Consider the following 25,421-nt stretch of genomic DNA (forward strand, 5'->3'; position numbering starts at 1 on the left):
TCGCTGCCAAGGCAGCGTATGGCGGGCATGACGCGCTTTCGATAATCGCCTCCGACACGACTGCCCTGGCGGTCGCCACTCAAGCGGAGAGCGTTATGCACAACAAAAAGATCGCCATCACTCGATTTCTGCCCCTGACCCTGGCTGCCGCCGTCGCTCTGGCGACCGCACAGCAGGCCGCCGCCGAGATCGTCCTGTATGACAAGGACGACACCACGTTTTCCACCGACGGCTATATCAACGCCTTCTATGTCAACAGCGACGTGGACCGTGATGGCGAGCAGTTCGACCGTCGTCAGTCGCGAGTGAAGATGGGCTTTCTGCCCAACTGGATCGGCTTCAACTTCGGCAAGCAGATCGACGACCTGAAACTCACCGGGCGCTCGTCCTTCTGGGTCACCATCAACGACAGCGAAACCAACGGCACCGACACCGCCATCGACGTGCGTCAGTTCTACGGCACCGTCTCCAGCCCGGAATGGGGCGAGGTGCTGGTAGGCAAGGATTTCGGTCTGTTCTCGCGTTCCAACATCTTTCTCGACGAGCTGCTGGCCGGTTACGGCAACGTGTCCGACACCCTTGGCCTGGTGGACGGCACCGGCGTCTCCTTCGGCAACATCGGCACTGGCTACCCGTACCCGTTCCCGACCTCGCAGATCACCTACCGCAACAACAACCTGGCCGAAGGCCTGCGCGTTGCGGTCGGCATCATGGACCCGGTCGACACCAACGACGACAGCGCCACCGGCAAGGCCTACCAGGAAAATCCGCGCTTCGAATCGGAAGTCAGCTACCAGTTCGATCTTGGCGGCTCGACCATCTACACCTGGGTCAACGGCGCCTACCAGACCTCCGAGAACACCGACGACACCGTCGACAAGGTCACCTCCAAGGGCCTCGGCTATGGCGTACAGGCCAAGTTCGGCGGCCTGTCGCTGACCGGCTCGGGCTTCCAGGCCAAGGGCATCAACCCCTTCTTCACCAACAACCTGGGTGAGCCGACCCTGCGTGACATCGACAGCGACGGCTATCTGCTGCAGGGCTCCTACACCTGGGGCAAGAACCGCGTGGCGCTGTCCTACGGCAAGACCGAGGACGACGGCAACGGTCTGGGCGTGGCGGCGGACTACGAGACCCGCGGCATCGCCTATTTCCGCACCATCAATGACAACCTCAAGCTGGTCGCCGAGTACAACCAGTACCAGATCGATGCCGCCGCCGGCAGCGGTCTGAACGAGGACACCGACACCTTCGCCGTCGGTGCCGTGGTCAGCTGGTAATCACCGTTGCACAAGGCCGGGCAGGGGGCGACCTCTGCCCGGTCTTTTTTTTGTTCTATGGCTTCCTGGGCTACTTACGCCGACCCTACACAAGCGCGGTGCCGTCCCAGGTAGGGTGCGCCATGCGCACCAGTTTGTAGGGCGGGTGCAACCCGCCGTTTCCCCGTTGGCGGGTTGCACCCGCCCTACCTATTGAATTGCAGCGGGTTGTCGACCCATGTATGGCGTGACCAGGGTGGTGGCGTGCGTCGCGTACTGCTTCGCGAGTACGCCCTACGGATCTACTACCCAGTACTCAAGTAGCATGGGGTGGGCCGCGCCAGCTTCGTAGAATTTCCCCAGGATCAGCAGGTGTATTGGGGCGTCTTATGGCCTTGCAACAGTCGGAAGGCGTGCTTCGCGCCGTATCCAGCACGAAGGAGGTCGAGTTGGCAGCCCAGGAACTGGCGCGCCAGCTGATCCATCCCTATCTCGGGTTCGTGCTGTTCTTCTGCTCGGCGGAATACGACCTCGACGGGCTCGGCCAGGCGCTGGAGGCGCACTTCGGTGGCGTCAGCCTGGTGGGGTGCACCAGCGCTGGCGAGATCACCCCGCAGGGCTATGACCGTGGCTGTGTGGTGGCGCTGGGTTTCGACCTGCGCTGCTTCTCCATCGCCAGCGTGCTGATCGACGAGATGGAGCGCTTCAATCTGCTCGACGCGCAGCACCTGGTCGATGGCCTGGTCAAGGACTGTCGCAGCAACGAGCTGGCCTCGATCAAGGGCCACAGCTTCGCCCTGACCCTGCTCGACGGACTTTCCAGCCGCGAAGAGCTGGTGCTCGGCGCGCTCAGCGCAGCACTGGGCAGCATTCCGCACTTCGGCGGTTCGGCCGGCGACGACAACCACCTGACCCACACCCACGTCTATCACGGCGGACGCTTTCACAGCGGCGCGGCGGTGGTGGTGCTGTTCAACACCTGGCTGGAGTTCGAGGTGTTCAGCACTCATCACATCCAGCCCAGTGCGGAGAAGCTGGTGGTGACCCGTGCCGACAGTGCCATGCGTCGAGTGTACGAACTCAATGCCGCGCCGGCCGCGCAGGAATATGCCGATCTGATCGGTGTGCCGGTCGAGGCCCTGGATCTGCGCGCGTTCGCCGCCTATCCGCTGGCGGTGCGCATCAGCGATCACTATTACGTGCGCTCGATCCAGCAGGTGCATGACGACCTCAGCCTGACCTTCTACTGCGCGGTGGAGAACGGCATCGTCCTTACCGCCATGCGTCCGGGCCCGCTGTTGCCCAACCTGCAGCAGCTGTTCGCCGGGCTGGAGCAGCGCCTCGGGCCGCTGCTGCTGACCATCGGCTGCGACTGCTTTCTGCGCCGCCTGGAGATCGAGAACGATGGCGGCGTCGAGTCGGTTGCCACACTGCTGCGCCAGCAGCGGGTGATCGGCTTCAACACCTACGGAGAGCAGTTCAATGGCATGCACATCAACCAGACCTTCACCGGTGTCGCCATTGGCCGACCTGCTGGGCGTGGCGAACGCTGAGCTGCAGCCACGCTGCACGGCGCTGGAGCTGGAGAACGCCAAGCTCAAGCGCATCAACGCGGCGCTGATCGAACGGGTGGAGTCGATCCATTCACGTGGCGATGATGCCTACGCGGCCTTTCAGCATTCGGTGGTGCTGTCCGAGCAGGTGCGCGAGCGCACCGACGCGCTGAACCAGGCGATGGCCGAGCTGAAATCCAGCAACCAGCTGCTCAGCGACGCGCGGCTGCGCGCCGAGACCGCGCACCAGCACCTGATCGATGCCATCGAGAGCATCTCCGACGCCTTCGTGCTGTTCGACGACCGCCAGCGCATCGTGCTGTTCAACAGCCGTTTCAAGGCATTGTGGGCGCGCAGCCGGGCGCGTATCGGCACCGGCACCCGGCTGGAGGAGATCAAGCGCCTGAGTCGCAGCACCGGCCTGGTGGTGGAGGCGCAGTTGGGCAAGGAGGGCGAGCCGAGCCTGTTCCGCCTGCAGGACGGGCGCTGGGTGCAGGTCAGTGAACGCCCGACCCGCGAAGGCGGGCTGGTGATCCTCTACACCGATATCACCGAGGTCAAGCAAAGCGAGGCGTTGCGCCGCGAGCAGGCCCTGGCGCAGAAGTCGCGCCTGCTGCAGCGCGCGGTCGACAACCTGTCGCAGGGCATGGCCATGGTCAACGCCGAGGGTGCGCTGGAACTGTGGAACCACCGCTTTCTCGAACTCTGCGGCCTGGCGCCGATCAACGCCCACCGGCCGTTCGCCGAAGTCATGGCCGAAAGCGAGCTGGAGCCGCTGACCCCGGACAGCCGCGATGCCGGCGGCAAATCGCTGCGCCAGGTCGAGGTACGTCTGTTCGACGGGCGCATGCTGGAAGTGCGCACCCATCCGCTGCCCACCGGCGGTTTCGTCAACACCTTCACCGATATCACCGAGCGCCATCGCCAGGCCCAGGCGCTGAGCGACAGCGAGCGCTGGATCCGGCTGATCACCGACCACGTGCCGGCGCTGATCGCCTACCTGTCGGCCGATCTGGTCTACGAGTTCACCAACAAGGTCTACGAGGAATGGTACTGCTGGCCGCGTGGCGCCATGCTCGGTCAGAGCCTGCGCGAAGTTCACAGCGAGGAGCATTGCCGGCGTCTGGAGCCCTACGTCGAGCTGGCGCTGTCCGGCGAAAGCGTGACCTTCGAATTCGCTGAAACCAACCACAACGGCCAGGAGCGCTACATGCTGCGCTCCTACGTGCCCAACCGCCAGGCCAGCGGCGAGGTGGTCGGCATCTTCGTGCTGATCCGCGATATCACCGAGCGCCGCCGCACTGCCGAGGCACTGCACCAGGCCTATCAACACCTGGAGCAGCGGGTGCGCGAACGCACCGCCGAGCTGACCACGGTGAACGAGCAGCTACGCCGCGAGATCGACGAGCGCACGCAGATGGAGGCACGCCTGCGCGAGGCCAAGGGCGAGGCCGAACAGGCCAACCTGTCCAAGACCAAGTTCCTCGCCGCCGTCAGCCATGACCTGCTGCAGCCATTGAATGCCGCGCGGCTGTTCACCAGCGCCTTGCTGGAGAAGAACGACCTGTCCGGCTGCGCGCCGCTGGTGCGCAACGTCAGCAACTCGCTGGAAGACGTGGAAAGTCTGCTCGGCACCCTGGTGGACATCTCCAAGCTCGATGCCGGGGTGATCAAGCCGGATATCGCCCCGTTCGCCGTCAGCGAGCTGCTGGAGAACCTGGCCGCCGAGTATCACCAGATCGCCCGTAGCGAAGGCCTGCGCCTGGATTACCTGCCGAGCTCGGCCCTGGTGCGCAGCGACGTGCAACTGCTGGCGCGCATCCTGCGCAATTTCCTCAGCAACGCCATTCGCTACACCGCTGGCGGGCGCATCCTGCTCGGTTGCCGGCGGCGCGGCAACAGCCTGTCCATCGAGGTCTGGGACACCGGCATCGGCATCGCCCAGGACAAGCTCGGCGAGATTTTCCAGGAGTTCAAACGCGGCGATAACGTGCAGCGCAAGCAGGATCGCGGTCTGGGTCTGGGCCTGGCGATCGTCGACAAGATCGCCGGCATGCTCGGTCATCGCATCCGCGTGGCGTCGCAGCAGGGCAAGGGCTCGATGTTCGCCGTGGAAGTGCCGCTGACCCGCCGCGCGCCGCGCGTGCGCAGGGTGCAGGACAGCCCGGATCTGTTGCTCGAACGCCTGAGCGGCGCGCGGGTGTGGGTGCTGGATAACGACGCGGCGATCTGCGCCGGCATGCGCACCCTGCTCGAAGGCTGGGGCTGCCGGGTGGTCACGGCATTAAGCGAGGAAGACCTGGCGCGCCAAGTGGACAACTACCACGCCGAGGCCGACCTGCTGATCGCCGACTACCACCTCGACGACGAGCGCAATGGTGTCGACGCCGTGGCGCAGATCAATGCCCGGCGCAGCACGCCGCTACCGGCGCTGATGATCACCGCCAACTACAGCAACGAGCTCAAGCAGCAAATGCGCGAGCTCGGCCACAGCCTGCTGCATAAGCCGGTGCGACCGATGAAGCTGAAGGCGGCGATGAGTCATTTGATGGAGCGTGGGGCCGGGGTTTGAACCCCGGTGCGCACGGCGCACCCTACGATGCACTCGCATGGCGCCAACTGCGCAGGCGGCCTCGATTCCGTAGGAAGCTAGCCCGTAGCCCGGATGCAATCTGGGAGCGATCATGCCGTTCGGCCCCGGATTGCATCCGGGCTACGGTTCGCCTTGGCGAGCGGGACGCAGGAATTGTAGGGTGGATGTCGCTTTTTACATCCACCGTAGCGGTGGATCGGTCCAGCGTGATCCACCCTACGACGCCGGCGCGCTTTCAATCATCCGCAATCAGGCGCTTGCCCAGGCTTACCGAGGCATCGACCTTGTAGCCAAGCCGCTCGTAGAAGGCCAATGCCGCGGCGTTGGTATCACGCACCTGCAGGCTGAGCTTGGGGCAGCCCAGGGCCAGCAGTTTCTCTTCGATATGCGCCATCAGCTGGCGCGCCAGGCCTTGCTGGCGTTGCTCCGGGCACACCGCCAGGTAGTTGACCCAACCACGATGCCCTTCATAGCCGGCCATGGCCGAGGCCACCAGCCTGCCGTCGATCTCACCGACCAGAAACAGCTCGGGTTGCACCTGCAGCTTGCGCTGGATGTCCTTGTGCGGATCGTTCCAGGGGCGGGTCAGGTCGCAGCGTTGCCAGAGGTCGACGACGGCGGCTTCGTCGCAGAGCTGGAAGGGGCGGATGTGCATGGTGGGCTCCAGTCGGTGAGGCCGCCGTTTTAGCACGGGTTGGTGACGGGAGTCAGGGCAAACCTCGTCCGTCACTCCCGCGAAGGCGGGAGCCCAGGTGCTTCTCGGTTTCTGGCTTATTCCCCTGCGGGCCAGCGCAAGCGCTGTTCAGCGATGGAGCCGCTGTCCCGCCTGCGCGGGAATGACGGCCAACCTATCGGGTGCTAGCGACGCAGGTAGGAGGCGAAATCGATATCGCCAGCCGAGAGAATCGCCTGCACTCGGTTATGCACGTTGAGCTTGCGCAGAATGGCCGAGACGTGGGCTTTTACCGTGGTTTCGGCGATATCCAGGCTGTAGGCGATCTGCTTGTTCGATTCGCCCTTGGTCATACGCTCGAGCACCAGCAGTTGCTTGCGCGTCAGGGCCTGCAGCAGTTCCGGGGCGATGCTGTGGTTGTCGTGGTGCTGGCGCGAGCTGCCGCTCTTCTGCGAGCGGATGATGTCCGGCGGCAGGTAGACGTTGCCGTCGAGAATCTGCGCGATGGCGTCGGTCATCTGCGCCCGCGGCGAGGACTTGGTGATGAAGCCCACCGCGCCATAGGTGATGGCCTGCAGCACGATCTGCTTGTCCTGTTCGGCAGAAACGATCACCACCGGAATGGTCGGCGCCTCGTTGCGCAGGTTCATCAAGCCGCCCAGGCCATGCATGCCGGGCATGTTCAGATCGAGCAGGATCAGGTCCAGGTCGTCGTGCTCCTGGGTCAGCGCCAGGGCGCTGTCCAGATCGGCGGTCTCCATGATCTCGCTGCCGGGAAAACCGTCGGCGATGACGTTGTGGATGGCTTCACGAAACAGCGGATGGTCGTCGGCAATCAGAATCTTGTACATGGCCTTGCACCTCGTTGTTGTGATTATGGTGTGGCGGTGGGCGTGAGAAAAGCAGCAGGCAATTCGGCAGGTTGGGCGGGCACCAGCGGCAGACCGGCCTGCTCCCAGGCATCGACGCCGTCACGGTACCAGTAGATCTGGCGATAGCCCATGGCATGGGCGCGGCGTGCGGCGTTCCAGCTCAGCCAGCAGTCGGAGCGGCAGTAGAAGACGAAGGCTTGGTGCATATCGCCCTGGCTTGCCTGATCCAGGTAGTGCGCGAAGTAGCGTTGCCACGGAATGCCCAGATTGCCGTCACCGGCGTTGGCCAGCCACAGGCTGCCGGGCAGGTTGGCGTGGGGTGCGTCCTCGACGAAGCGATCCTGCACGAAAGGGCGGCGATAAACGTCGATCAGGCGTGTGCCAGGTCGTTCGGCCAGCAGCTTCTTCAGGGCAGGCGTGTCGACGATCTGCACGCCTTCCAGGCTGGATGGTGTGGGGCTGCGGTACTGACTGCTGCGATAGCCCTCGGCATCGAACAGTTCTTCGGCGTGCACGATGTACACCACCAGCAGGGAGGCGAGCATCAGGCCTGCTTGCAAAGGCAGACGGTACTTCATGGCGAGGTCTCTACTTATTGTTGTGGCGGTATTACAGGCCATGGTCGCAGGCTTGGGAATTCTACGTTGGAGAGGAAAACCAGTACCAAAGTAGTAGAAAGGCCGGGCTGGCCAGCAGCCGGATGCTGCGTGAGTAGCAGCCGCGCCCCGCGGCGAATGGCTGCGCCGCGAAATCGACCTGGATCGAAAAGCTTCGCCCCGGGGCGGGGCTCCTACAGGTTGAGTTCGTAGGGCGGGTGCAACCCGCCGCCGCGCTATTGGCGGGTTGCACCCGCCCTACGGATCTGGCCTGCCTTCGGCAGCGGACGTAGAGCCATTCCCACGCGGAGCGTGAGGAACGATCAGCGCAGCGCCGGCCTCAGCCCGCCTTGCGCAGCGCCGCGTGTTGCGGATTGAAGCTGGCCACGGCGAGCAGCGTCAGCAGCATGGTGAGGCCGGTACAGATCAGCAGCGCCTCGACATGCAGGCGCAGATACAGCGCGTTGCGCACCAGCTCCACGGCGTGGGTGAAGGGGTTGACCGCACACAGCCAGTACAGCCATTCGCTGGACTCGCGCATCTTCCACAGCGGGTACAACGCCGACGACAGGAAGAACATGGGGAAGATGACGAAATTCATCACCCCGGCGAAGTTCTCCAGTTGCCGTATGCCGTTGGACAGCAGCAAGCCCAGTGCGCTGAGCAGCAGCGCCACCAGCAGCAGCGCCGGCAGTGCGGCGAGCAGGCCCCATGCCGGCGGTTGCACGCCGTAGACCCAGGCGATGGCGAGAAAGGCATAGACCTGCAGCAGCGAGATCAGCGCCGTGGCCAGCAGCTTGGCCGCCAGCAGGAAGGCGCGTGGCAGCGGGCTGGTGAGCAGCACGCGCATGCTGCCCATTTCGCGGTCGTAGACCATCGACAGCGAGCCCTGCATGCCGTTGAACAGCAGGATCATGCAGGCCAGACCGGGCACGATGTAAGTGTCGTAGGTGATGTAGGTGTCGTACGGCTCGATGATGGCGATGCCCAGCGCGGCGCGAAAGCCGGCGGCAAATACCAGCAGCCACAGCAGCGGGCGCACCAGGGCGCTGAGAAAGCGCGAGCGCTGCAGGACGAAGCGCAGCCATTCGCGCAGGACGATGCCGCGCAGGCACTCCCAGTAGGCGGTCATGGGCGGACACCTTGCGTAGGGTGCGCCGTGCGCACCGAGGCTGTTTCGGTATTGTCGCTGTCGTCATCACGTCGCGGCCGCAACGCCTCACGCACATGGCCACGGCCCAGCGCCTCGTCGCCGGTCAGGCGGGCGAAGCTGATGGCCAGGTCGTCGCCGAACTGGCTGGCCTTGCCCCAGGCCACGCGCTCGGCACGATGCAGGATCAACAGGTCGTCACTGGACTCGATCTCGTCCAGCAGGTGGGTCGTCCACAGCACGCACAGCCCCTGCTCGCGGCACAGGTTGCGCACATGCCGGCCCAGCGCCAGGCGGCTGGCCGGGTCGAGCCCGGCGCTGGCCTCGTCGAGCAGCAACAGGCGCGGCTGGTGGAGCAGGGCGCGGGCGATCTCCACGCGGCGACGGTGGCCGCCATTGAGCGTGCGCACCTTGTCGTGGCGACGTTCGGCAAGATCCTGGCGCAGCAGCTCCTCGTCGATACGCGCCTGCGCCTGGCGACGCGGCATGCCGTGCAGCGCGGCGTGGTAGGCGAGGTTCTGCTGCACCGACAGGTCGAGATCCAGCGTGCTCTGCTGGAACACCACACCCAGCTGGCGCAGCGCCTGGCGCGGCTCGTCGCGCAGGCTGTGGCCGAAGATACGGATGTCGCCCTGCTGCAAGTCGTACAGGCGGGTGAGCAGGGCGATCAGGGTGGACTTGCCGGCGCCGTTGGGGCCGAGCAGGGCACCGAAACGACCCGGCGCCAGCTCGAAGGCCAGGTCGTTGAGGGCCTGGCGCGCGCCATAGGCGAAGCCGACGCCGCTCACCTGAAGCGCATTCATGGCGTCACCACCACGCCCCAGGGGTAGCGACCGACCTTGATCGACTTGGTCACCTTGAGCGTATCGACGTCGATCACCGACACATCGCCGCTGACGCCGTTGGTGGTCAGCAGGCGCTTCTGATCCGGGGTGAACGCCATGTGCCAGACGCGCCGGCCCACCAGCAGGTAGTCGAGAGTCTCGAAGGTCTTGGCGTCCACCACGGCCACATGGTTGGCCGGGCCGAGGGCGACGAAGGCGTACTTGCCGTCTTCCGAAAGTTTGACCCCCACCGGCTGCACCTTGTCCGGGTGCACGCCCTTGATGGCGAAGTTGAGCACCTTGAGCACCTGGCGCGAGTCCACATCCAGCACCGTCACCGTGCCGCCGATCTCGGCGGAGGCCCACAGGCGCTTGCCGTCCTTCTCGAACTCGACGTGGCGCGGGCGCTGGTCGACCAGGGTGTTGTCCACCAGTTGCTGAGTGCTGGTGTCGATCCAGTGCAGCATGTTGGTGGTCTCGCTGGTGTTGACCGCCCACTTGCCGTCCGGGCTCACCGCCATGCCTTCGGGCTCCACGCCCACTTCGATCTGCGCCAGCACCTCGTCGCTCTGGGTGTCGACCACGGTGACCAGGGCATCGTCCTCGTTGGAGATGTACAGCCAGCGGTCGTTGGGGTGCAGGGCGAACTGCTCGGGATCGGCGCCGGAAGGCAGCTCCTTGATGATCTTGCGTGTGGCCAGGTCCATCACCTGCACCCGGTCCGAGTCGCTGGCGCAGATGTACAAAAGCTTGTTGTCGGAGGACAGCAGCAGCCCACGCGGGCGCATGCCGACGTCCAGGGTGGCGGTGACTTCGAGGCTGTCGAGGTCGATGACGCTGATGCTGTCATCCTTCTCGTTGGACACGTAGGCAGTGGCGGCAAGGGCCGAGTGACAGGCCAGGCCGAAGGCGACGGCGCAGGCGAGACGGGTCAGGCGCATGGGGTTGATCCTCTTGTTGTTATTGCTTGGCGGTTTTCGCTGCTTACCGCGGAAGTTGGGGCAGTTCGGTTCAAAGTCGTACGCATTTGCTCCCCTCTCCCATTTATGGGAGAGGGGTTGGGGGAGAGGGTTGTCGCCGCGCGCAGTGCCTCTCTTTCTCTGTAGGAGCCCGCTTGCGGGCGATACCTTGCGATGATCGCCGGCAAGCCGGCTCCTACAGAGGCATACCCGCCAGATCACAGCTCACCTCTGGCCGGTCGTAGCCGAGGCTGTCCATCTCGTTGCTGGGGTGGAGAAAACCATCCTGCGGCGAGGTGCTGACCAGCGCGCGCGGGTGTACCAGCGGAATCGGCTGACGCAGCTCGCCGTTCCACGGGCGGAAGCTCAGCTTGCGGCCCTTGAAACCGTCCAGCGGCAGGTCGGCGGACAGCGCCAGGTTGCGAATCGCCTGCGGCTCGGCGGCGCGCAGCCTAGTCACGGCTGTGGCGATGCTGCGCACGGCCATCCAGGCGGCGAAGTCGCGGTCGTTCATCCAGCGCCCGGCCAGCGCCTCGAAGCGTTTCTGCAGCTGCGCGGCGCCGAAGGTTTCTACCGTCTTGTGCCAGGCAGTCGGGGTCAGCCCCTGTGTGCCGGCTACCGGGCGCGGCAGCCAGGTGTTGTAGGGCAGGTACTCGCCGAAATCACCGCGCTCGTCGGCCGCCAGCACCACGTCGTACTCGCTGGCCTGGGTGAACAGCGGCATTTCCGCCTGGGCGCTGCGCCGTTGGTCGTTGTCGAAACTCCACGGTTTCTCGGCGACGATCTTGTGGCCGAAGCGTTTCGCGGCGCGCTTGAGCGCCTCGGCGTAGGCGATGTCATCCTCGGTGGTGCCAGTCACCAGCAGCCAGCGCGTCCATTTGCGCACGGCGAGAAACTGCGCCAGGGCGTCGGCCAGCATGGCGCGGCTGGGCAGGGTGTGCAGCACGTTGCCCAGGCATTGCTCGCGGCGCAGGCCGTCGTCGGCACTGCCGGCATTGAACAGCAGGCTGTCCGGCAGGCGCTCGCTGAGCTGGCGCAGTGTCTCGGCCGGGGCGTTGATCACGAACAGACGGATACCGGCCTGGTATTGGCGTTCGGCGGCGGCAAGCAGTTCGTCAGCCTGGTCGCTCTCGGCGCTCTGCAAGGCGAATTGCTGCTTGAGAAAGCGCCCGGTGCTGTTGCTGTCGGTGATCGCCAGCTCGGCGCCACGGCGGCCAGCGTCTGTGGGTTCGGGGATGACGTTGGAGAGCAGCGGCCCGCGCGGCGGCAGATGCGCCAGGTAGCCGATGCGCACCTGCAGTTCGTCCGCGCTGGCGCCAGCTGCCACACCGAACGCGGCGGCGAGGCAGAACAACAGGCGGCAACTGATCCGGTGCATGGGGCGACTCCTGCAGAGGGTGTCGCCAGCATAGGAAGCGCTTACGGCTCGGGAAATATGCCCAAGGTAGCGCCGGACACGTACGAAGGTAGTAGTTCGTTCAGTCGCAAAGGGTTGGGTGGCGCAGCTGCGCGCCGGGAAATCTGCCCAAAGTACCAGGGCGTCAGTACCAAGGTAGTAACCCGGCGCAGGCCGTTACTTCCTAGCATGGCAGGCAACGTCCGATAACAAGAACAGGTGAACGCCATGCGTATTCTCAAGGCCCTCATGCTGCCGCTGCTGCTGATCCTCAGCCTGCTCGGCGTCGACCAGTTGCACGCCGCCGGTGATATGACCCGCCGCCCGGTTGCGCTGCCCGACCTGGTGCTGGGTAACGACGACAGCGACTACTCCATGTCGCAGACCGAGTATCAGTTGGAAACAGGCCAGGCCTACCAGCTCAAGATCATTTCCAGCGGACAGAAGGAATACGCCTTCCAGGCGCCGGAGTTCGCCACCTCCATCTACCTGCGCAAGGTCGAGGCCGGCGGCGTGGAGATCAAGGCCGTCACCCTCACCGAGCTGGAATTCGAGGACGCCGGCGAGGCGGAGATCTTCTTCCTGCCGGTCAAACCGGGCAAATTCCGCTTCTACGCCAAGGGCCTGGAAGGCAAGGGCATGCTCGGTCATTTCGTGGTCAAGTAGCGTGCTCAAGTAGATGACTGCCCTCGGCCGCATCAACCTCGGTGTCAGCCTGCTGTTCGTGCTGGTGACTCTGGCCGGACTGGCGCTGCTGTTGCGCCAGGCCAGCCACGATGTGCAGCGCGAGCTGCAGGCCGCCGAAGCGGTGGTGGAATACCTCGGTGAAGTGGCACGCAGCAATCCCGGCAGCCTGCGCCCGGAACTGACCGAGAACCTGCGGCATATCCGCGTGAGTTGGCTGCGCCCGGGCGAAGAGCCCGAGCAGCAAACCGAAAGCACCATCGAACACTGGATCGCCGAACGTCTGCTGGGCTCGGCGTCACTGGTGGCCGATGCCTGGCCGCTGGAGGATGGCCGCGAGCTGCGCATCGCCCTCGATCCCTATGACGAGATCGAGGAAATCCAGGACTCGCTGCTGCAACTGCTGCTGCTCAGCGCCTTCGCCCTGATCCTCAGCCTGCTGACCATTCGCTTTGCCGTGCACCGGGCTCGGCGCGTGCTGGACGAGCTGCTCGCCGGCCTGCGCGAAGTCGGTGCCGGCCACTTCGATACCCGTTTGCGCGACCACGGTCTGGCCGAGGCCAAGCGCCTGGCCGGGCATTTCAACGAGATGGCCATCACCCTGCAGCAGGTGCAGGCGGACAACGCCGAGCTGACCCAGGCGTTGCTGGAGCTGCAGGAGCGCGAGCGCACGCGCCTCGGTCAGACCCTGCATGACGATCTGGGGCAATACCTCAGCGGCATTCGTGCCCAGGCCTGCCTGCTCAAGGTGATCGCCGACCGGCCGCAGCAGGTGCAGGAAACCGCGCGCCTGCTCGACGACAACTGTGAGCGCCTGCAGCAGGGCTTTCGCAGCCTGATCCGCGACCTCTACCCGGTGGTACTGGAGCGTCTGGAACTGGGCCCGGCGTTGCAGCAACTGGCCGCCGACTGGCAGCAGGCACAAGGCATTCGCTGCCGCCTGCAACTGGGCGAGCGACTGCCGAACCTGCCGCTGGCGAGCAAGGCCCATCTCTATCGCCTGGTGCAGGAGGCGCTGACCAACGTCGCCCGCCATGCCGATGCCAGCGAAGTACGCATTCGCCTGCAACGCCGTGGCCATGGCCTGCGCCTGCTGGTGCGCGATAACGGCCAGGGCACCGCGCTACCGCTGCGCCCCGGCATCGGCCTGCGCTCGATGCGCGAACGCAGCCGCAGCCTCGGTGGCGAGCTGCGCCTGCACAGTCGCCCGCAAGCTGGCTGGGCGCTGTGCTTGAACATTCCCCTGGAGGCAACGTCATGAAGATTTTGCTGGTAGATGACCACGCCGTGGTGCGCCAGGGCTACGCCAGCCTGCTGCGCGCCCTGTTGCCGGGCGTGCAATTGCGCGAGGCCTGCGACGGCGAACAGGCGTTGCAGCGGGTGCAGGAAGAGATCCCCAACCTGGTGATCATGGATATCGGCCTGCCCGGTATCAGCGGCCTGGAAACCACTCGCCGCCTGCGCCAGCGCCTGCCGCAACTGCGCGTGCTGTTCTTCAGCATGCACGACGAACTGCCCCTGGTACGCCAGGCACTGGACGCCGGCGCCATCGGCTACCTGACCAAGAACTCGTCACCGGAAGTGCTGGTGGAGGCGGTCAAACGCACCGCCGCCGGTCACGCCTATATCGAGCAGCAACTGGCCACCCAACTGGCCTGCAACCCCGCAAGCAGCGACGGCCTCGACCCACGCCTGCGCGAACTGACCCAGCGCGAGTTCGAAATCTTCGTCATGCTCGCTCGTGGCCTGCCACCCCGGCAGATCGCCGAGAAGCTGTGCATCAGCGCCAAGACCCTGTCCAACTACCAGACCCTGGTGAAGAACAAACTGCAGATCGCCTCGCAGGCGGAGCTGGTACATTTGGCGATTGATAGTGGGGTGGTTCGGGTGGGTGGGGCGAGTGCTTGAGGGGGGGCGATGTATGTTGTCGCGGTGCATAAGCGGAAAGGCCGACCCTATTGCTGCTAGCCTTATACGCCCACACAGATGGACTTTTCGCTGGCAAAGCGGTGCTCGCAAGCGAACATAGGAGGTCAAGCGAATACATTCGCCTGCTTGGGATGCCTGCAACCTATTGATTTTATATTGGTTATTTGTTGTTCTTGGTGGCAAGTGTGGGGAGTTATACCGCCTTCTCTGCGATTGGACTAGCATGGCCGGCGATCTAATCACTGTTAGCTGCACAGGCAAAGAACATGGACATCCGAATATTCGAGCCAATGTCAACGCGCCCATGCAAGTATTGCCTTGCCTTGCAAGATGACGCCGTATTTGCTGATTTTCAAATAAACGAAACCGGCAAACTATACTTGGTGCGAATTTCTTACGATGGTTATGGCTGCTGCGAACCTGAAATTAGGATCATGGGAATAGAGATCACGAACACCAATCAGTTAATTTCAGCTATTGAAAGCAATAATTTAAATACACAAGCAGTAACCGAAATACTGAGTGGCTATTTCCGAGCGCACAAGGGTATGCTCTGGGAAAATGCGCTATTGGAATATAAGCTTATTTGAGTTTCGGTATATATCAGCTAGCAACTGGTTCAAATCGTTCGCTGCGCTTACTGGGACTTGCTAAAGCCGCCCCTTCACCAAACGTTAGAGTCGCCATGGATAAAATCATCACCGACATAATACGCTCCATGGCATATAGCGCTGGGGGGCTTTTTTTAGGTTCCATCATAATGTCAGTCATTATGGGGGTTGCCGAACAAATACACGGCGGTGTAACTATAAGCGGAATTAAATCCGGCTATGGGATAGGGGTTTTCTTTTCAATATTTGTCATTATGGCGGGCTTTATCCCGGCATTGATGTATGGCGCTCCGATGTACTCATTAACACGTCTGTGTGGGCGCGCATCCTTCCTGCTATCAGCCCTCATAGGTGCCGCACCAGGTATCGCCATTTACTTTTTTAGCGACAGAGCTTCAGGACTTCTATTCATTATTTTCGGCCTAGCAGTAGGACTCTCAACACATGCAATCGCTAAAGCTACAGAACGAAAGCAGTAATCGTAGCGCCCTAGCAGCTTATATGGCAAGTAGCCTGGACGTTGACCCTGGCAATGGTGGATGAAATCGCTGGAGATGTAGAGCGTCGCAGGCATGGCTCCCATACGGAGCGTGTGGGCAGTAAAATTTTTCATATAGGACTATTCATGTTTCGTCAGTTATTTATCGTAGTATTCTTGTGGCCGTTTTTTGCAAATGCTGGGCTGGATGTAACGGCTTACGAAAAACTAACTGCCGTTCCATCGCCAAAATTAGATAGTTACGGAGAGCCATCGGAGCCTAATCAAATCCAGTTGGCTCCCGTGGATTTCGCAGAGCGTTTCGATGGCCTGACAGCTTGGCAGGTATACCGCTACGAGTCGGCCTTCGACTTCAGAGCAGGTTCCTATACCGGGTACAACTACTGGCGGAACGAGTTGGCAAAGCTCGCTGGCTACGAGCAGACGCCATACAAATCATTCAACGGCGAAACTGAGCTTCGGTACGATGCTGCCGTTTGGAATGGCGAGAAAGGAGCATTCTGGGAGCTTATTGATTTCTCTGATGCAGAGGGTGTCATCGGCCCTGTCGTATGCAAAAGAGTTTATAAGGACTTCCTTCAATATGAGGCTGTCGCTTCAAAACATTCTGACGAGTATTTTCGTACTTCTTATCAGGATTGGATGAGGGCATTTTCCATGTGTGCGAATGATGGAGCCATTGTCTTTCATTGAGCACTTGGCACACGAACACACCGTAGCTGCGAATATCCAAAAGGGGTTGACAGCGCGAAGCTTGCCCACCATGTCCGCAGCTCCGTTGTTGAGGGTGGAAGCGCTTCGTTTGATCATTCCCACGCTCTGCGTGGGAATGCAGCCCTCGACGCTCCGCGTCCGCTTATAGATCGTGGTGCATATGCATCCGCTGGCGACGCAGAGCGTCGCGGGCTAGCTCCCACGCGGAGCGTGGGAGCCATATGTCGTTTCCCTTAGCCTCACTCGCTACCTTCCCTTACCACCCGCCAAATCGTATTCGCCAGATCATCGGCCACGATCAGTGCGCCGTTCGGATCCACCGTCACGCCCACCGGGCGGCCACGGGTCTTGCCGTCTTCATCGCGAAAGCCGGTGACGAAGTCGATGGGGTCGCCTGAAGGGCGGCCATTTTCGAAGGGCACGAAGATCACCTTGTAGCCCACCGGGTTCTTGCGGTTCCAGCTGCCGTGCTCGCCGACGAATACGCCGTCGGCATACTGCTCGCCCATCACCTCGCTGGAGAAGTCCAGGCCTAGCGCCGCGACGTGGGCGCCTAGGGCGTAGTCCGGGGCGATGGCGGCGGCGACCTTGTCCTCATCCTGCGGCTTCACCCGTGGGTCGACGTGCTGGCCGAAGTAGCTGTAGGGCCAGCCGTAGAAGCCGCCTTCCTGCACCGAGGTGAGGTAGTCGGGCACCAGGTCTTCGCCCAGTTCGTCACGCTCGTTGACCACTGCCCACAAGGTGCCGGTGCCCGGCTGGATGGCCAGTGCGGTGGGGTTGCGCAGGCCGGTGGCGTAGGGCTTGTAGGCGCCGGTTTCGGCGTCCACCTGCCAGACCAGGGCGCGGTCGACTTCGGCCTCCATGCCGCGTTCGGTGATATTGCTGTTGGAGCCGATGCCGACGTACAGGTAGCGGCCGTCTTCGCTGATGGTCAGCGCCTTGGTCCAGTGGTGATTGATCTCCGACGGCAGGTCGGCGACCTTGCTTGGCGGGCCGCTGGCCTTGGTCTGGCCCTCTTCGTAGTCGAAGCGCACCAGTTCGTCCTGGTTGGCCACGTACAGGTTGCCTTCGTGCAGGGCCAGGCCGTAGGGCGCGTTGAGGTCGTCGGCGAACACCGTCTGCAGCTCGTAGCTGCCGTCGCCATCGGCGTCGCGCAGCAGGGTCAGGCGGTTGCCGCTTTCCACCGTGGTGTTGCCGCGTGCCTTGATCACGCCGGCGATCACGTCCTTGGGCTTGAGCTTGGCAGCGTTACCGCCACGGCCCTCGGCAACGAGGATGTCGCCGTTGGGCAGCACCAGGGTTTGCCGGGGGATTTTCAGGTCGGTGGCGATGGCGTTGACGCTGAAGCCTTCAGGCACGGTCGGTCGCTGATCGCCCCAGGGCGTCGGCTCGGCGATGGTCATGCTTGGCAGGATGCCGCGTTCGGGCTCGGGCAAGTCCGGCTGGGCGCCGTAGAACTGCTGGTTGCTGCCGGGCTCTTCGCCGCAGGCGGTCAGCAGCAGGGCCAGGGGTAGGGCGGTCAGTGCTAGGTGCGTTTTCATCGGGCGTCTCCTGTGCGTGGCTGGGCCAGGCCGACCCAGGTGGCGGCGATAGCCAGCAGGGTAACGATCACCGACAGGGCCAGGCCCATGGGCATCACGGCCCAGGCGTCCTTGGCGTGCTCCAGCGCATTGATGAAACCCAGCACCCAGGTGACCAGGAGCAGCAGGAAGTAGGTGAGCGGGCGCGAGCTGCCACGTGCACGGAACAGCCCGACGAGGGCGAACAGCAGCGCCAGGCCGGCGAATACCAGGGCACCGGCGATCAGCCAGGAGGCGAAGTTGCTCCACTGGATCTGGTAGCTGCGGTAGTAGGCGATGTCGGCGAGCAGGGCGCCGAGAAACAGCGGCACCTGGCCGCACAGCAAGGTGGCATGCAGGGGGCTGAGGATGTTGGGGTAGGCGTGTGGCGTTGCTGTGGTGGTGGTCACGGCAGGTCCCTCTTGGGCAATGACTGATGGCGGCCTGGACGCTGCCGCCTCGATCTGGCTGTTCCTAAGAAGGGATTGCCCTGCGTGGGCATGGTTCAGGTTGTTTTGCTGTCGGGCGGGAGAGCGAGGTTTTTGGTGTGAGGTGTTGGATCTGGTGCTCGCGTGAGGTGTAGGAGCGGCTTTAGCCGCGATGTTCATGAGCGCATCGCGGCTGAAGCCGCTCCTACGGGGGAGAGCGTTGAGCGGCGTAGGGCGGGTGCAACCCGCCAGAACGCGGATCGGCGTTTATCGTGCTTGCTTTTGGTGGGCTGAAGCGGATCACCGCCCGGCCCACCCTACGTGGTTTGCGGGGAATCAGTCCCAGCCCTTGGGGCATTGCACGCAGCCGGGTATGTTGGCGTCCTGGAAGTTGCCGAAGCGGGTACGCGCGCCGCTGAGGTTGGCGTTTTCCAGGTTGGAGCCGCCGAGTTTCACCTCTTGCAGGTTGGCATCTTCAAGGTGAGCGCCTTTGAGATCGGCCTTGCTCAGCCAGGTCATTTCCAGATTGGCCGCCTGCAGCTGGACGTTGTGCAGCTTGGCCCCGGAGAGGCGGGCGAACTCCAGGTTGGCGGCGCGCATGTCGGCGCCTTCGAACTCGGCAGCCTGGGCGAACAGGCCCCAGCCACCGATGGCCACCAGGCTGGCGCCGGACAGGTCGGCCAGGCGCAGGTTGCTCTGTTGCAGGCTGGCGCGGGTGAGGTTGGCGCCGCGCAGCTTGGCTTTCTCCAAATTGGCCAGGTCGAGGTTGACGTGGCGCAGGTCGGCGCCGGAAAGATCCGCGCCGGACAGGTTCATGCGGCGCATGTCGAGGTTGCGCAGGTCGGCACTACGCAGGTTGGCGTTGGGGCATTGGCTGTCGGGTTCGATGCGGCAGCCGTTGATCTGCGGCACGCCGTCGTTATCGGTTTCGGCACCGATGGCGTGGCTGCCGATTACCAGCAGCAGGACCGGGATAAGCAGAGGCAGGTAATTCATGGCGAGTCCTCGGATGAGTTGGTGGGAGGCTGTCGCGGCTAAAGCCCCTCCCACGGGTAGCGTGCATGGCGCACCCTACGGTGCGCCATGCGTTGGGCCCTTAGCGCTGGGCGCTGGTCTTGTCCCAGCTCGGCAGCTTGAACACCCAGAAGGATCCACCCTGGGCGACCGGCTTGGTCAGCTCGGCCATATCGCCGCCCCACAGCGGCACAGCGCCGCCGTAACCAGCGGTCACGCCGATGTACTGCTCGCCGTCCTGCTCCCAGGTGACGGGTGGGGAGATGATTCCGGTGCCGACCTGGAACTTCCACAGTTCCTTGCCGTTCTTGGCGTCGAAGGCCTTGAAGTAGCCGTCGCCGGTTCCGGTGAACACCAGGTTGCCCTTGGTGGCGAGCACGCCGGCCCATAGCGGCAGGCGCTCCTTGTGTTCCCAGGCGACCTTGCCGGTGGTCGGGTTCATCGCCCGCAGGATGCCGACGTGGTCGTCGAACAGGCGCTTGATGCGAAAGCCCATACCCAGGTAGGCGGAGCCTTTCTTGTAGTGCGCCTCCTCGGCCCAGTAGTCCTCCTTCCAGTGGTTGGCCGGCACGTAGAACAGGCCGGTGTCCTGGCTGTAGGCCATCGGGTTCCAATTCTTGCCGCCGAGGAAGGGCGGGGAGACCTCGACCACCTCGCCCTTGCTTTCGCCCGGCTTGGGCTTCGGCGGACGCTGGCCTTCGTTCTCGACCGGGCGCCCGGTTTCCAGGTCGATGTGGCTGGCCCAGGTGATCTTGTCGACGAAGGGGAAGGCGTTCTTCAGCTTGCCGTTGGCGCGGTCGACCACGTAGAAGAAGCCGTTGCGGTCGGCGTGAGCGGTGGCCTTGGTGACCTTGCCGTCCTTGTCCTTGTAGTCGAACAGCACCAGTTCGTTGTTGCCGGAGAAGTCCCAGGCGTCGTTCGGGGTGTGCTGGTAGAACCACTTCACTTCCCCGGTAGTCGGGTCGACGCCGACCTGGCCGGAGGTGTACAGGCTGTCGTAGTCCTTAGGATCGCCGCCATCGGCGGTGCGCGCCCAGCCGTTCCATGGTGCCGGGTTGCCGGCGCCGATGATGATGGTGTTGGTTTCGGCATCGAAACTGGCGCTCTGCCACGGCGCGCCGCCGCCCTGGCTCCAGGCCTCCTTCTTGCCGGTCGGGTGGTTGGGATCGTCCGGCCAGCTCGGCGCCTTGACGTCGCCGGTCGGGGTGCTGTCCTTGCCGTTCAGGCGGCCCATGTGGCCTTCGACGAACGGGCGCATCCAGACTTCTTCGCCGGTATCCGGGTCGCGGGCGAACAGTTTGCCGACCACACCGAACTCGTCACCGGAGCTGCCGTGGATGACCAGCACCTTGCCGCTCTTGCCATCTTTGACGATGGTCGGCGCGCCGGTCATGGTGTAGCCGGCGGCGTGGTCGCCGAACTTCTTGTTCCACACCACCTTGCCGGTGTCCTTGTTCAGCGCCACGACGCGGGCGTCGAGGGTGCCGAAGTAGATCTTGTCGCCATAGATGGCGGCGCCACGGTTGACCACGTCGCAGCACGGGCGGATGTCGTCGGGCAGGCGGTGGCTGTAGGTCCACAGGCGCTTACCAGTCTTGGCGTCGAGGGCGAAGACGCGCGAGTAGGAACCGGTCACGTAGACCACACCGTCATGGATGATGGCCTGGGACTCCTGGCCGCGCTGCTTCTCGTCACCGAAGGAATAGCTCCAGGCCGGGGTCAGCTTGAACACGTTGTCGTCGTTGACCTGAGCCAGCGGGCTCCAGCGCTGGGCGTTGGTGCCCATGCCGTACTGCAGCACGTTGCTGGTGGTGGTGTGGTCGTTGGCAATGTCATCCCAGGTGACCGGCTTGGCGAACGCGGCCTGGCTCAGCGCCAGGCCGCCGGCCAGCATCAGGGCCAGCGCCAGGGGGCGTGGGGTGCTGGGTAGGTTTCTTGTTGTCATGGTTGTGCTTCCCGTTGAAGAAAGTGATCGCCGCAGTGGCAGTTCGATGGTGGAACTCGCACCGCTTCGCGCCTACGGAAAAACTCCCGCCTTTGCCGGGAGGATTTCCCGGTCGGCCCATGACTTGGCCTTGCTCCCAAGGCATCACCAAAACCCCCACCCAAGCCCTACTACCAAGGGACTAGAGCGCAACCACCAAAGCAGCATTCGGCGTGCTGCGCGGCCTTTCTAAGATGGTCGCCACGAGCTCTGTGCGAGCTGTCTTGCGTGCATTCGATGAGGTCCTGGCCATGAACAACAAGAAGATCCAATCCACCCTGGCGTTGTTGCTGCTCGCCGCGTCGACCAATCTGTGGGCCCACGGCGATGTGGTGCCGCAGGCGGTCAATACCGACGGCCTTGAGCCCCTGGGTGAAGAGTGGCTGGAAGAGAATCCCTATCGCGACAACCCGCGCGCCATCGAAATTGGCTCCTCGGCCTACAACCAGAACTGCGCCGCCTGCCATGGCCTGGAAGCCAAGTCCGGCGGTATCGCCCCGGACCTGCGCCTGCTGGAACTGGGGGCCATGGGCGACGAGTGGTACAAGGAGCGGGTGATCAACGGTGCGGTGCGCGATGGCCGCGTGTACATGCCGAAGATGGCCGACTTCCTCAGCCAGGAAGCGCTGTGGGCGGTACGTAGCTATCTGGAGAGCGTGCACGTCGAGGAGTAAGAGCGTGATGAAAAATCTGCTGCGCGCAGGCCCAGCGCGACCTGCCTTCGCTGGCGACGATTTCTTCACCCTCTCTGAGGCCATGCGCCGACTGATCCTGTTGTGTGGCCTGCTGCTGTGCCTGGGCACTGCCCAGGCACAGGTGCGCGACTTCGACCGCATCACCGAGTTGGGCACCTTGCGTGTGGCGCTGTACCAGAACTTCCCGCCATACAGCTACGAGCAGGACGGCCAGCCGCGTGGCATCGATTACGAGCTGGCCAAGGCGCTGGCTGACGGCCTCGGCCTCAAGCTGGAGCTGATGTGGGCGCCGCCAGGCGAGAAGCTCGACGATGACCTGCGCGACTACATCTGGCGTGGCCGAGTCACTGCGCAGGGGCAGTTGGCCGATCTGATGCTGCGCGTGCCTTACGACCGCGACTACGCGCAGATGCGCAACGATCTGGGCGAGCTGGTCAACGAGCGCGTGGTGATGTTCGGCCCCTATCAGCGCGAGCGTTGGCAGTTGGCGTTCGACCGTCGGCGGCTGCCCGAGGTGCCGAGCATCGTTGCGTTGCGCCAGCATCCGGTCGGGGTCGAGGTCGAGAGCGTGCCCTCGTTCTATCTGAGTTCGGTGCAGGGCGGCATGCTCAGCCAGGAAACCCGTCACTACCCGACGCCGCAGCTGGCCTTCGCCGCCATGCAGGGTGGTGAAGTGGACGCGGTGATGGCGCTGCGTGGCGAGGTGGACTGGCTGCTGCACGAGGCGAACGACCCGCAGCTGGCCCTGGCCGAGAACGCCTACCCGGACATGGGCCGGCAGATCTGGGAAATCGGCATGGCGGTGCACGAAACCAACCGGCAACTGGCCTACGCCCTGGAAGAACAGCTGGAAAACCTGATTCTTGATGGCTCGCTCGAGCGCCTCTATGTGCGCTACGGGCTGCGCTTTGAGAAGCCTGAACAGTACCAATAAGGCGTGAGCCGGAGGTGGGCGATGGATTGGCGGACCCTGGTGTTGCTGGCCCTGTTCGCCTGGGCCTGGGAGGCGCGGGCGCAAGGTACCGACCCGGTCACTTCGGTGATGTGGGACTACTACCATCAGCGCCTGCTGAATGGCGAGACGTTCGTCTTCGACGACAGCATCCGTCTGGATGTGCCGCTGTTCGCCGAGGATGCGCGTCAGGTGCCGATCCAGATCGACGCCAGGGCCTACAGTGGCCGGGTCAAGCGCATCCTGGCCTGGGCCGAGCTCAACCCCATCCCGCAGATCTTCGATTTTGCTCCCGGCGCGCAGCTCGAACCGAGCCTGGCCATTCGCATCCGCGTCGAGCAGGCCACGCCGATTCGCGCGGCAGTGCTGACCGACGATGGCGTCTGGCACATCGGCTCGGCCCGCGTCGAGGCGGCAGGCGGCGGTTGCACTGCACCCAGCGTGGTACGTGCCGAAGCCGGCTGGGAGGAGCGCCTGGGCCAGGTGCTGGGCAAACGCTTCGTGCGTGGCGAGCACAGCCGTCTGCGCCTGCAGGTGTCGCACCCCATGGACAACGGCCTGGTCGGCGGCATTCCCGAGTTCTACATCGAGCAGGCCGAACTGCGCGGCGAGGGCGGCCAGGTGCTGGGGCGTATCGAGCTGTTCCCAGCCGTCAGCGAGAATCCCACGCTGACCTTCGACCTGCGCGGCGATCAGCAGGCCGAGCTGTGGCTGCGCGACAACAACGGCAACGAATTCCAGGCCGCGTTCTGAACACGTTCAGTAGGGTGCGCCGCGCGCACCAACCCATTCAGGGAGTGCTTCCATGCGCTGGATGTTATTGCTGACCTGCCTGCTCGCCAGTCTGGCCCAGGCACTCGACTACCACCTGCAACCGCGGCAGATCGCCGAGGGCGTCTGGCTGCTGGAAGGCAGCACCGATAACTTCGCCGCGGACAACGGCGGCAATATCGTCAACGTCGGCTTTATCGAAACCGCGGACGGCGTGGTGGTGATCGATACCGGCCCGTCGCGCCGCTATGGCGAGGCATTGCGCCAGAGCATCGAGAAGGCCACCGGCAAACAGGTGGTGCGCGTACTGCTGACTCACCATCACCCCGATCATGTGCTGGGCAACCAGGCTTTTGCCGGCGTGCCCATCGCGGCGCTACCCGAGACCACCCGGTTGCTGGCCGAGCAGGGCGACGCCATGGCGGAGAATATGTACCGTCTGGTCGGCGACTGGATGCGTGGCACCGAGGTGGTATTGCCCACCGAGGAACTGCAAGAAGGCACGCTGGAAATTGGCGGCCGACGCCTGCAGCTGCTGGCGCTACGTGGGCACACCGGCGCCGACCTGGTGATTCTCGATGAGCGCACGGGCGTGTTGTTCGCCGGCGATATCCTGTTCTACCAGCGCGCGCTGACCACGCCGAACAGCCCGGGCCTGGACGTGTGGCTGGCCGATCTGGATCGCCTCCAGGCCTTGCCCTGGAAGCAGATCGTGCCCGGTCACGGGCCGCTGACCACCGATGCTGCGCCGTTCGTGCAGATGCGTGATTACCTGGGCTGGCTCGATGGCTTGCTGCGCCAGGGCGCGGAGCAGGGCGCGGAGATGAACGAGCTGATCCGCGCGCCTATTCCGGAGCGCTTCGCCCAGGTCAGCCTGAGTCGTTACGAGCTGATCCGCAGTGTCAGCCACCTCTACCCGCACTACGAGCGCAACGCCATGGTGCGGGTGGATGCCAACCCGTAGGAGCCCGCTTGCGGGCGATGGTGTTGGCCGGTGGACTTTATCGCCGGCAAGCCGGCTCCTACAGGAGCACCAGTTTCGTAGCCCGGATGAAATCCGGGAGAAATCCCCGGATTTCATCCGGGCTACATGCTTGAGGACATCGCCGCTGAAGCGCCTCCCACAGTACGTCTGGGCCTATAGCTCTTCGTCATCACGAATCAGCACGTAGTGGCGACCGTGGTCGGTTTCTTCGTGGTCGTAGACGTAGTACATCACCACCTCGTCCAGACTGGCCTGCACGGCCACGTAATCGCCGCTCTCGGCCATGAAGAAGGCCTTGGTGGCCGGTTTGGCCAGGCACTCGATATGGGCCGTGACGAAGTGCGTGGGATCTTCTTCGCCGAAGTAGTCCTCGCGCTGGTGCGCATCCCAGTCCAGGGGCGTTTCGAAGGCACCGGTGATGAGGACTTTGGCGTCGCCCAGATCCTGTTCTTCGGCGTCCGGATCCTGCTCGTCGGGGCGATAGACGGTGCAGTCCAGGGCGTCGGGATGGTTGAGGGTTTCCTGGCGAGGATGGGGCACGGGCGTCTCCGGTCAAAATGTGCGGGCGGGCAAGTGTCGGGCAAAGACCCGGCCGCCGCAATCGCGATCATTGCAGGCCGAGACTTCGCTACAGCCGGTATTGCTACCAAGGAACGAGGAAAATCGGCTGGGGGTGCAATTGTTGGGTGGCCTGGGTGAGCCAAGAATTCGCGGCACACCG

At 63.8% G+C, this 25,421-nt stretch carries 25 protein-coding genes; 13 read left to right on the top strand and 12 right to left on the bottom strand.

The annotated features are described in order from the left end of the window. Positions 1-95 precede the first annotated feature (95 nt). The 3 genes from BLR77_RS18430 (at position 96) to nahK (ending at position 5,384) form a co-directional block, all read left to right on the top strand. Positions 96-1,280 (top strand): porin, encoded by a 1,185-nt coding sequence (locus tag BLR77_RS18430; protein ID WP_074680530.1) that lies wholly within the window; start codon positions 96-98, stop codon positions 1,278-1,280. 368 nt (positions 1,281-1,648) lie between these two features. Next, positions 1,649-2,812 (top strand): nitric oxide-sensing protein NosP, encoded by a 1,164-nt coding sequence (nosP, locus tag BLR77_RS18435; protein WP_074680532.1) that lies wholly within the window; start codon positions 1,649-1,651, stop codon positions 2,810-2,812. Further along, positions 2,742-5,384, top strand: coding sequence for a hybrid sensor histidine kinase/response regulator NahK/ErcS' (nahK, locus tag BLR77_RS18440; protein ID WP_162275019.1), 2,643 nt, complete (start codon positions 2,742-2,744; stop codon positions 5,382-5,384). The genes nosP and nahK overlap by 71 nt, the downstream gene beginning before the upstream one ends. Before the next feature lie 256 nt (positions 5,385-5,640). Here the strand turns inward: nahK and BLR77_RS18445 are convergent, their stop codons facing one another. The 7 genes from BLR77_RS18445 to BLR77_RS18475 all read right to left on the bottom strand — a co-directional run bounded on the left by BLR77_RS18445 (position 5,641) and on the right by BLR77_RS18475 (position 11,857). After that, positions 5,641-6,060 carry a GNAT family acetyltransferase gene (locus BLR77_RS18445; RefSeq protein ID WP_074680536.1) on the bottom strand — a complete coding sequence of 140 codons (420 nt, stop codon included), beginning with the start codon at positions 6,058-6,060 and terminating at the stop codon, positions 5,641-5,643. A 203-nt stretch (positions 6,061-6,263) separates the two neighbouring features. Then, entirely contained in the window at positions 6,264-6,929 is a 666-nt protein-coding gene (locus BLR77_RS18450; RefSeq protein ID WP_074680538.1) for a response regulator transcription factor, read from the bottom strand. A 23-nt stretch (positions 6,930-6,952) separates the two neighbouring features. Beyond that, a complete protein-coding gene (locus BLR77_RS18455) occupies positions 6,953-7,528 on the bottom strand; it encodes a PQQ-dependent catabolism-associated CXXCW motif protein (RefSeq protein WP_074680540.1) in 576 nt (191 codons plus the stop codon). 358 nt (positions 7,529-7,886) lie between these two features. Continuing rightward, complete coding sequence (locus BLR77_RS18460) at positions 7,887-8,678, bottom strand: ABC transporter permease (RefSeq protein WP_074680542.1); 792 nt, start codon at positions 8,676-8,678, stop codon at positions 7,887-7,889. After that, a complete protein-coding gene (locus tag BLR77_RS18465) occupies positions 8,675-9,499 on the bottom strand; it encodes an ABC transporter ATP-binding protein (protein WP_074680544.1) in 825 nt (274 codons plus the stop codon). The genes BLR77_RS18460 and BLR77_RS18465 overlap by 4 nt, the downstream gene beginning before the upstream one ends. Then, entirely contained in the window at positions 9,496-10,461 is a 966-nt protein-coding gene (locus tag BLR77_RS18470; protein ID WP_074680546.1) for a YVTN family beta-propeller repeat protein, read from the bottom strand. The genes BLR77_RS18465 and BLR77_RS18470 overlap by 4 nt, the downstream gene beginning before the upstream one ends. 214 nt (positions 10,462-10,675) lie before the next feature. Further along, positions 10,676-11,857: an ABC transporter substrate-binding protein gene (locus tag BLR77_RS18475; protein ID WP_074680548.1), complete on the bottom strand. Its 1,182-nt coding sequence runs from the start codon at positions 11,855-11,857 to the stop codon at positions 10,676-10,678. Between the two features lie 246 nt (positions 11,858-12,103). On the opposite strand from BLR77_RS18475, the gene BLR77_RS18480 reads away from it, so the two are divergent. The 6 genes from BLR77_RS18480 (at position 12,104) to BLR77_RS18500 (ending at position 16,291) form a co-directional block, all read left to right on the top strand. Further along, entirely contained in the window at positions 12,104-12,541 is a 438-nt protein-coding gene (locus tag BLR77_RS18480; protein ID WP_074680550.1) for a cupredoxin domain-containing protein, read from the top strand. Positions 12,542-12,554: 13 nt separating this feature from the next. Then, the gene (locus tag BLR77_RS18485) at positions 12,555-13,820 is read left to right on the top strand and encodes a HAMP domain-containing sensor histidine kinase (protein WP_074680552.1); all 1,266 of its coding nucleotides are present in this window, start codon (positions 12,555-12,557) and stop codon (positions 13,818-13,820) included. Next, complete coding sequence (locus BLR77_RS18490) at positions 13,817-14,467, top strand: response regulator transcription factor (protein WP_074680554.1); 651 nt, start codon at positions 13,817-13,819, stop codon at positions 14,465-14,467. The genes BLR77_RS18485 and BLR77_RS18490 overlap by 4 nt, the downstream gene beginning before the upstream one ends. A 287-nt stretch (positions 14,468-14,754) precedes the next feature. Beyond that, positions 14,755-15,078, top strand: a complete 324-nt coding sequence (locus tag BLR77_RS18495) for a hypothetical protein (RefSeq protein ID WP_074680556.1) — start codon at positions 14,755-14,757, stop codon at positions 15,076-15,078. 95 nt (positions 15,079-15,173) lie between these two features. Continuing rightward, positions 15,174-15,578 carry a hypothetical protein gene (locus BLR77_RS25195; protein ID WP_139203040.1) on the top strand — a complete coding sequence of 135 codons (405 nt, stop codon included), beginning with the start codon at positions 15,174-15,176 and terminating at the stop codon, positions 15,576-15,578. Positions 15,579-15,724: 146 nt separating this feature from the next. Then, positions 15,725-16,291, top strand: a complete 567-nt coding sequence (locus tag BLR77_RS18500) for a hypothetical protein (RefSeq protein ID WP_074680558.1) — start codon at positions 15,725-15,727, stop codon at positions 16,289-16,291. Between the two features lie 260 nt (positions 16,292-16,551). Here BLR77_RS18500 and BLR77_RS18505 read toward each other — a convergent pair whose 3' ends face one another. The 4 genes from BLR77_RS18505 to exaA form a co-directional block, all read right to left on the bottom strand. Beyond that, positions 16,552-17,853, bottom strand: a complete 1,302-nt coding sequence (locus BLR77_RS18505) for a PQQ-dependent sugar dehydrogenase (RefSeq protein ID WP_074680560.1) — start codon at positions 17,851-17,853, stop codon at positions 16,552-16,554. Continuing rightward, a complete protein-coding gene (locus BLR77_RS18510) occupies positions 17,850-18,281 on the bottom strand; it encodes a DUF2231 domain-containing protein (RefSeq protein ID WP_074680562.1) in 432 nt (143 codons plus the stop codon). Before BLR77_RS18510 ends, BLR77_RS18505 begins: the two co-directional genes overlap by 4 nt. A 354-nt stretch (positions 18,282-18,635) precedes the next feature. Beyond that, positions 18,636-19,295 (bottom strand): pentapeptide repeat-containing protein, encoded by a 660-nt coding sequence (locus BLR77_RS18515; RefSeq protein WP_074680564.1) that lies wholly within the window; start codon positions 19,293-19,295, stop codon positions 18,636-18,638. Between the two features lie 100 nt (positions 19,296-19,395). Then, positions 19,396-21,258, bottom strand: coding sequence for a quinoprotein ethanol dehydrogenase (exaA, locus tag BLR77_RS18520; RefSeq protein WP_074680566.1), 1,863 nt, complete (start codon positions 21,256-21,258; stop codon positions 19,396-19,398). Positions 21,259-21,548: 290 nt separating this feature from the next. Between exaA and pedF the strand changes: the two genes are divergently transcribed. From pedF to BLR77_RS18540, 4 genes are all read left to right on the top strand, one after another. Further along, positions 21,549-21,971 carry a cytochrome c-550 PedF gene (pedF, locus tag BLR77_RS18525; RefSeq protein WP_074680745.1) on the top strand — a complete coding sequence of 141 codons (423 nt, stop codon included), beginning with the start codon at positions 21,549-21,551 and terminating at the stop codon, positions 21,969-21,971. 82 nt (positions 21,972-22,053) lie between these two features. Continuing rightward, positions 22,054-22,926, top strand: a complete 873-nt coding sequence (locus BLR77_RS18530) for a substrate-binding periplasmic protein (RefSeq protein ID WP_074680747.1) — start codon at positions 22,054-22,056, stop codon at positions 22,924-22,926. Between the two features lie 21 nt (positions 22,927-22,947). Beyond that, the gene (locus BLR77_RS18535) at positions 22,948-23,697 is read left to right on the top strand and encodes a quinoprotein dehydrogenase-associated SoxYZ-like carrier (protein ID WP_074680569.1); all 750 of its coding nucleotides are present in this window, start codon (positions 22,948-22,950) and stop codon (positions 23,695-23,697) included. Between the two features lie 52 nt (positions 23,698-23,749). Further along, on the top strand, positions 23,750-24,679 hold the full coding sequence (locus tag BLR77_RS18540; protein ID WP_074680571.1) for a quinoprotein relay system zinc metallohydrolase 1: 930 nt from the start codon (positions 23,750-23,752) through the stop codon (positions 24,677-24,679). 174 nt (positions 24,680-24,853) lie between these two features. On the opposite strand, the gene BLR77_RS18545 is transcribed toward BLR77_RS18540, so the two are convergent. Further along, positions 24,854-25,240, bottom strand: coding sequence for a hypothetical protein (locus BLR77_RS18545; RefSeq protein WP_074680573.1), 387 nt, complete (start codon positions 25,238-25,240; stop codon positions 24,854-24,856). Between the last annotated feature and the right edge of the window lie 181 nt (positions 25,241-25,421).

Source organism: Ectopseudomonas alcaliphila, assembly GCF_900101755.1.
Lineage (GTDB): Bacteria > Pseudomonadota > Gammaproteobacteria > Pseudomonadales > Pseudomonadaceae > Aquipseudomonas > Aquipseudomonas alcaliphila.

Excerpts from the sequence above, each read along its gene's own strand:
- BLR77_RS18470 (WP_074680546.1), bottom strand. The coding sequence starts at position 10,461 with ATGCGCCTGACCCGTCTCGCCTGCGCCGTCGCCTTCGGCCTGGCCTGT.
- nahK (WP_162275019.1), top strand. The coding sequence starts at position 2,742 with ATGGCATGCACATCAACCAGACCTTCACCGGTGTCGCCATTGGCCGAC.
- BLR77_RS18485 (WP_074680552.1), top strand. The coding sequence starts at position 12,555 with ATGACTGCCCTCGGCCGCATCAACCTCGGTGTCAGCCTGCTGTTCGTG.
- BLR77_RS18535 (WP_074680569.1), top strand. The coding sequence starts at position 22,948 with ATGGATTGGCGGACCCTGGTGTTGCTGGCCCTGTTCGCCTGGGCCTGG.
- BLR77_RS18530 (WP_074680747.1), top strand. The coding sequence starts at position 22,054 with ATGCGCCGACTGATCCTGTTGTGTGGCCTGCTGCTGTGCCTGGGCACT.
- BLR77_RS25195 (WP_139203040.1), top strand. The coding sequence starts at position 15,174 with ATGGATAAAATCATCACCGACATAATACGCTCCATGGCATATAGCGCT.
- BLR77_RS18540 (WP_074680571.1), top strand. The coding sequence starts at position 23,750 with ATGCGCTGGATGTTATTGCTGACCTGCCTGCTCGCCAGTCTGGCCCAG.
- BLR77_RS18500 (WP_074680558.1), top strand. The coding sequence starts at position 15,725 with ATGTTTCGTCAGTTATTTATCGTAGTATTCTTGTGGCCGTTTTTTGCA.
- BLR77_RS18505 (WP_074680560.1), bottom strand. The coding sequence starts at position 17,853 with ATGAAAACGCACCTAGCACTGACCGCCCTACCCCTGGCCCTGCTGCTG.
- BLR77_RS18430 (WP_074680530.1), top strand. The coding sequence starts at position 96 with ATGCACAACAAAAAGATCGCCATCACTCGATTTCTGCCCCTGACCCTG.
- BLR77_RS18515 (WP_074680564.1), bottom strand. The coding sequence starts at position 19,295 with ATGAATTACCTGCCTCTGCTTATCCCGGTCCTGCTGCTGGTAATCGGC.
- BLR77_RS18490 (WP_074680554.1), top strand. The coding sequence starts at position 13,817 with ATGAAGATTTTGCTGGTAGATGACCACGCCGTGGTGCGCCAGGGCTAC.
- BLR77_RS18465 (WP_074680544.1), bottom strand. The coding sequence starts at position 9,499 with ATGAATGCGCTTCAGGTGAGCGGCGTCGGCTTCGCCTATGGCGCGCGC.
- BLR77_RS18460 (WP_074680542.1), bottom strand. The coding sequence starts at position 8,678 with ATGACCGCCTACTGGGAGTGCCTGCGCGGCATCGTCCTGCGCGAATGG.
- BLR77_RS18455 (WP_074680540.1), bottom strand. The coding sequence starts at position 7,528 with ATGAAGTACCGTCTGCCTTTGCAAGCAGGCCTGATGCTCGCCTCCCTG.
- BLR77_RS18475 (WP_074680548.1), bottom strand. The coding sequence starts at position 11,857 with ATGCACCGGATCAGTTGCCGCCTGTTGTTCTGCCTCGCCGCCGCGTTC.
- BLR77_RS18445 (WP_074680536.1), bottom strand. The coding sequence starts at position 6,060 with ATGCACATCCGCCCCTTCCAGCTCTGCGACGAAGCCGCCGTCGTCGAC.
- BLR77_RS18480 (WP_074680550.1), top strand. The coding sequence starts at position 12,104 with ATGCGTATTCTCAAGGCCCTCATGCTGCCGCTGCTGCTGATCCTCAGC.
- exaA (WP_074680566.1), bottom strand. The coding sequence starts at position 21,258 with ATGACAACAAGAAACCTACCCAGCACCCCACGCCCCCTGGCGCTGGCC.
- BLR77_RS18450 (WP_074680538.1), bottom strand. The coding sequence starts at position 6,929 with ATGTACAAGATTCTGATTGCCGACGACCATCCGCTGTTTCGTGAAGCC.
- BLR77_RS18495 (WP_074680556.1), top strand. The coding sequence starts at position 14,755 with ATGGACATCCGAATATTCGAGCCAATGTCAACGCGCCCATGCAAGTAT.
- pedF (WP_074680745.1), top strand. The coding sequence starts at position 21,549 with ATGAACAACAAGAAGATCCAATCCACCCTGGCGTTGTTGCTGCTCGCC.
- nosP (WP_074680532.1), top strand. The coding sequence starts at position 1,649 with ATGGCCTTGCAACAGTCGGAAGGCGTGCTTCGCGCCGTATCCAGCACG.